The sequence below is a fragment of the Oerskovia sp. NPDC060287 genome (genome assembly GCF_042726775.1).
Taxonomy (GTDB): Bacteria; Actinomycetota; Actinomycetes; order Actinomycetales; family Cellulomonadaceae; genus Oerskovia; species Oerskovia merdavium.
In genome coordinates this window covers 1-4,008 of the sequence record NZ_JBHXBO010000312.1, presented here as the reverse complement: position 1 = coordinate 4,008, position 4,008 = coordinate 1, and the positions used below count along the sequence as shown (strand labels likewise).

General features: G+C 71.5%; 3 protein-coding genes and 1 tRNA gene. All 4 read right to left on the bottom strand.

Annotation, left to right across the window (positions count from 1 at the left end):
• Nucleotides 1–122: 122 nt before the first annotated feature.
• The gene (gene epsC, locus ACFWFR_RS18030; RefSeq protein WP_191805265.1) at nucleotides 123–728 is read right to left on the bottom strand and encodes a serine O-acetyltransferase EpsC; all 606 of its coding nucleotides are present in this window, start codon (nucleotides 726–728) and stop codon (nucleotides 123–125) included.
• On the bottom strand, nucleotides 728–1,663 hold the full coding sequence (gene cysK / locus ACFWFR_RS18025) for a cysteine synthase A (protein ID WP_191805263.1): 936 nt from the start codon (nucleotides 1,661–1,663) through the stop codon (nucleotides 728–730). Before cysK ends, epsC begins: the two co-directional genes overlap by 1 nt.
• A gap of 540 nt (nucleotides 1,664–2,203) precedes the next feature.
• Nucleotides 2,204–2,274 (bottom strand) — tRNA-Gly (locus tag ACFWFR_RS18020).
• 67 nt (nucleotides 2,275–2,341) lie between these two features.
• The gene (locus ACFWFR_RS18015) at nucleotides 2,342–3,847 is read right to left on the bottom strand and encodes an insulinase family protein (RefSeq protein WP_377623960.1); all 1,506 of its coding nucleotides are present in this window, start codon (nucleotides 3,845–3,847) and stop codon (nucleotides 2,342–2,344) included.
• Nucleotides 3,848–4,008: the final 161 nt, after the last annotated feature.

Below are 4,008 nucleotides of genomic sequence, written 5' to 3'. Positions count from 1 at the left end.
CGTTGGCCAGCGCCTCGGCGACCACGAAGTACGCCGTGCTCGCGACGGACGCGGGCAGCGGGGCCGGAAGAGCGACGTCGACGGTGACCGGGAGCGGTGGTCGGCCGGGTGGCCGCCTTCCGTCAGATCACGTACTCGATGAGCAGCGACGGGTCCTCGGCGGGCTCGGCAGGTGCTGCGACGGGCTGCGGGACGCGGTTGCGGGCAGGGACCCCCACGGCCACCGACCCTGCGGGCACGTCCTTGACCACCACGGCGTTGGCGCCGACCTGGACGTCGTCACCGACCCAGACCGGACCGAGGATCTTGGCCCCGGCTCCCACGACCACCCGGTCGCCCAGGGTCGGGTGCCGCTTGCCGCGCTTCATCGAGCGACCGCCCAGGGTCGACCCGTGGAAGAGCAGCACGTCGTCCCCCACGACCGCCGTCTCCCCGATGACCACACCCATGCCGTGGTCGATGAACAGGCGACGCCCGATCTTGGCTCCCGGATGGATCTCCACGCCGGTCGCCGCGCGCGCGACCTGGGCGATGATCCGAGCGGGCAGACGAAGCGCCGGCTCGCGCCACATGCGGTGCGTGAGCCGGTACGCCCACACGGCGTGCAGGCCCGGGTAGATGAGCGCGACCTCGAAGCCGTTCCGCGCCGCGGGATCGCGGTGCCGAGCGGCCTCGAGGTCCTCCCTGAGGACTCTCAGGAAGCGTCGCAGGGGACTGGGAGGTCTCATCAGTCCAGCAGGTCGGCGTACAGCACGGAGGTCAGGTAGCGCTCACCGAACGACGGGATGATCACGACGATCAGCTTGCCGGCGTTCTCCGGACGCTCGGCGAGACGCAGGGCGGCGGCGATCGCAGCACCGGACGAGATGCCCACGAGCAGGCCCTCCTCCTTGGCGGCACGACGCGCGTACTCGACCGCGGTCTCGGCGTTGATGTCGATGACCTCGTCGTAGACGCTCGTGTCGAGGATCTCGGGCACGAAGTTCGCGCCGATGCCCTGGATCTTGTGCGGGCCGGGGGCGCCGCCGTTGAGGATCGCGGACTCCTCGGGCTCGACCGCGACGATCTGGACGCTCGGCTTGCGCTCCTTGAGGACCTGACCGACCCCGGTGATGGTGCCGCCGGTGCCGATGCCGGCCACCACGATGTCGACCTCGCCGTCGGTGTCGGCCCAGATCTCCTCGGCCGTGGTGGCGCGGTGGATCGCCGGGTTGGCCTCGTTGGCGAACTGGCGCGCCAGGATGGCGCCCTCGCGCTCGGCCACGATCTCGTCGGCCTTGTTGACCGCACCCTTCATGCCCTCGGAGCCCGGCGTGAGGATGAGCTCGGCGCCGAACGCGCGCAGCAGCGCGCGGCGCTCCTTCGACATGGTCTCGGGCATCGTCAGGACGATGTCGTAGCCGCGGGCCGCGCCGACCATGGCCAGGGCGATGCCCGTGTTGCCCGAGGTCGCCTCGACCACGGTGCCGCCCGGCTTGAGCTCACCGGAGGCCTCGGCCGCGTCGATGATCGCGACGCCGATGCGGTCCTTGACCGAGTTCGCGGGGTTGTAGAACTCGAGCTTGCCCACGACCGTGGCGCCGACGCCCTCGGTGAGCTTGTTCAGGCGGACGAGGGGCGTGTTGCCGACGAGCTTCGTGACGTCGTCGTAGATGCGTGCCATGACTTCCTCTTCATCGTTGGTGGCCTGCGGCGAGAGCCGGGGCCGAGGGGGGATCAGCGGGAGCTGCCTGGGGTGGCACGGGGCTGCGACGGGGCAGGGGACGCGCCACTGGGCCTGTCGTCGGGTGGAGCGTCTCCGGGGAGGGGACGCTCTAGCGACAGGTGGGGCCCGGACAACAGGACAGGGCGCGCGCGGGAGTGCTCACCGCGGGGGAGGAGCCGGCGTGACGCGTGGTCATGATCGCTCTCCTCGTCCTGTGTCGTCCTTGCCCGCAGTCGCGGCCCGCGCCGTGGTTCGGCGTGGTGCCCTGCGGAGTCATGGTGCCTGGCCCGAGGCTATCGGCCCGTGCACCGCGCTGCAACGGTGTCTCATCCCCGACCTGACCTGCCGGGGGTGAAGTCGGGGGAGTCCCGCCCGTCGATCCGGTGGCACCTGTGCGTGACGGCGGGAGGCGACCGGCCGCAGCCGCGCGTCGCAGGCGGCTCTGCCGCGAGACGACGACGGCGGCCCTGGAGATCCAGGGCCGCCGTCGTGGTGCGGAGCGGATGACGGGAATCGAACCCGCGTGATCAGTTTGGAAGACTGAGGCTCTACCATTGAGCTACATCCGCGCAGAAGAGCCCGCCACGGTGGCGAGGTCTGCGGCGCTACCTTAGCAAATGTCCGGCGGTCCTCGGGTCACCGATCCGTCCGTGGGCACGGACAGGTCGCGGAGTCCGGTATGCGCAGCGCGTGGGGCGACCGTTCGAGATAGCTCGCGAGCGCGCTGCCCGTACCCCACCAGTCGCCGGTGATCACAGGGATCGTCGTGCCGTCCACACCGACGACCACGAACCCGCCGCTGGTGTCCTCGAGCCCCACGAGGTCCTCGTCCCGGACGTTGACGCTCAGGTCCGGACCCACGACCCCGATCGCGTCCTGCGAGAGCACGAGCCTCGCTCCGCGCGGTATGCCCCGGAAGGGCTTCGGTCGAAAGGTCCGGCCGTGCAGCGGCGGGGGCGGTGGGTCCGCGAGAACCAGGCCCAACGAGGCGAGCTGGGGTTCGAACCGCTGGTCGGTCTCGTCCGCGAGCACGACCAGCAGGGTGGGAAGAGCGTCCGCGAGCCATCCCCTCACGTCGGCCGCAGAGGTCGCGGCGACGTGCGCTCGTTCCTCGGCGACCGGGACGACGGTGCGTCCGAGCAGCGCTCGTGCGGCATCCTCGTGGGCGCGGGCGACCACCCAGCCCGGGTGGTCGAGGAGGGCCAGCGCCCGACGGCGTCCCCGCTCGAGGACGTCCTCGGGAACGCCCTCGGCGGCGACCTGCCGCAGCACGCGGACCACGAGGAGCGCGGCGTGCGCTGCGTCGTCGTCGATCGCGTCGCAGGTGAACGAGACCTGGGTGCTGTCCGTGTCGATGTCCTGGGTGTCGACCTCTGCCGTGTAGGCGAGCTGGTCCCGGGTGCGGACCTGCTCGTGCAGCAGGACGTCGAGGACGTTGACGCCGACCGCGTGGCGCGGGTCCGACCGCGAGGTGAGGAACGACACGCTGAGCGGGGTGCCCTGACGCCGCACGAACCCGGGAGTGACGAGGGGCAGCAGCGTGGCGGGACCGCGCGGCGCCGCAGGGCGCTCCGCCGACGGGAGCTGCGTGAGGTCGATGTCGTCGGGGGCCGGGCCGGTGAGGACGAGCACGGCGTTCTCCCGCACCAGGTGCTGCCGCGCGAACCGCAGGACCTCGCTCACGGTCAGGAAGCAGCGGCTCGGCGGGTCGATCGCACCCAGCCCCTCGCTCCGGACGCCGAGGCGCTCGCGGACCGCGAGCAGCGACGGGTGCGGGCTCCAGGAGCGCAGCTCGTGGTCGATGATCCGCTTCTCGGCCAGGACCTCCTCGTCCGTGAGCGACTCGAGCGAGCCGATCGCGACGGCTATCCGCTCCAGGACGTCCTTCACGACGTCGGGTCCACCGTGCACCTCGAACGACAGGTGGTGCGGAGCGGTCGTCGCGTTGGTCTCCACGTCCGTGGGACCGAGCCTGCGCATCACGAGGTGCTCGACGAGATGGGCTGCGCCGCCCCGGGCGAACGACTCGTCGAGCCGTCCCGTGCCGAAGACGAGGAACCCGGACGTCAGGTCCTGGCCGGGCAGCCGGACCTCGGGCACCCTGCGGTGCACGGTGGACCGTGGGGTGTCGGGATGCGTCACGGAAGTGCCTCTCGGGTCGTCTCGGTGGCGCATTTCTACCACGGCGACCCCGTACACTTGCCGAGAGCTCGTCGCCCTCGACGGCCCGTGAGGGGTCGTCGGGCTCTTGGTGACGTCGACGGGGTGTGGCGCAGGTTGGTAGCGCGTCCGCTTTGGGAGCG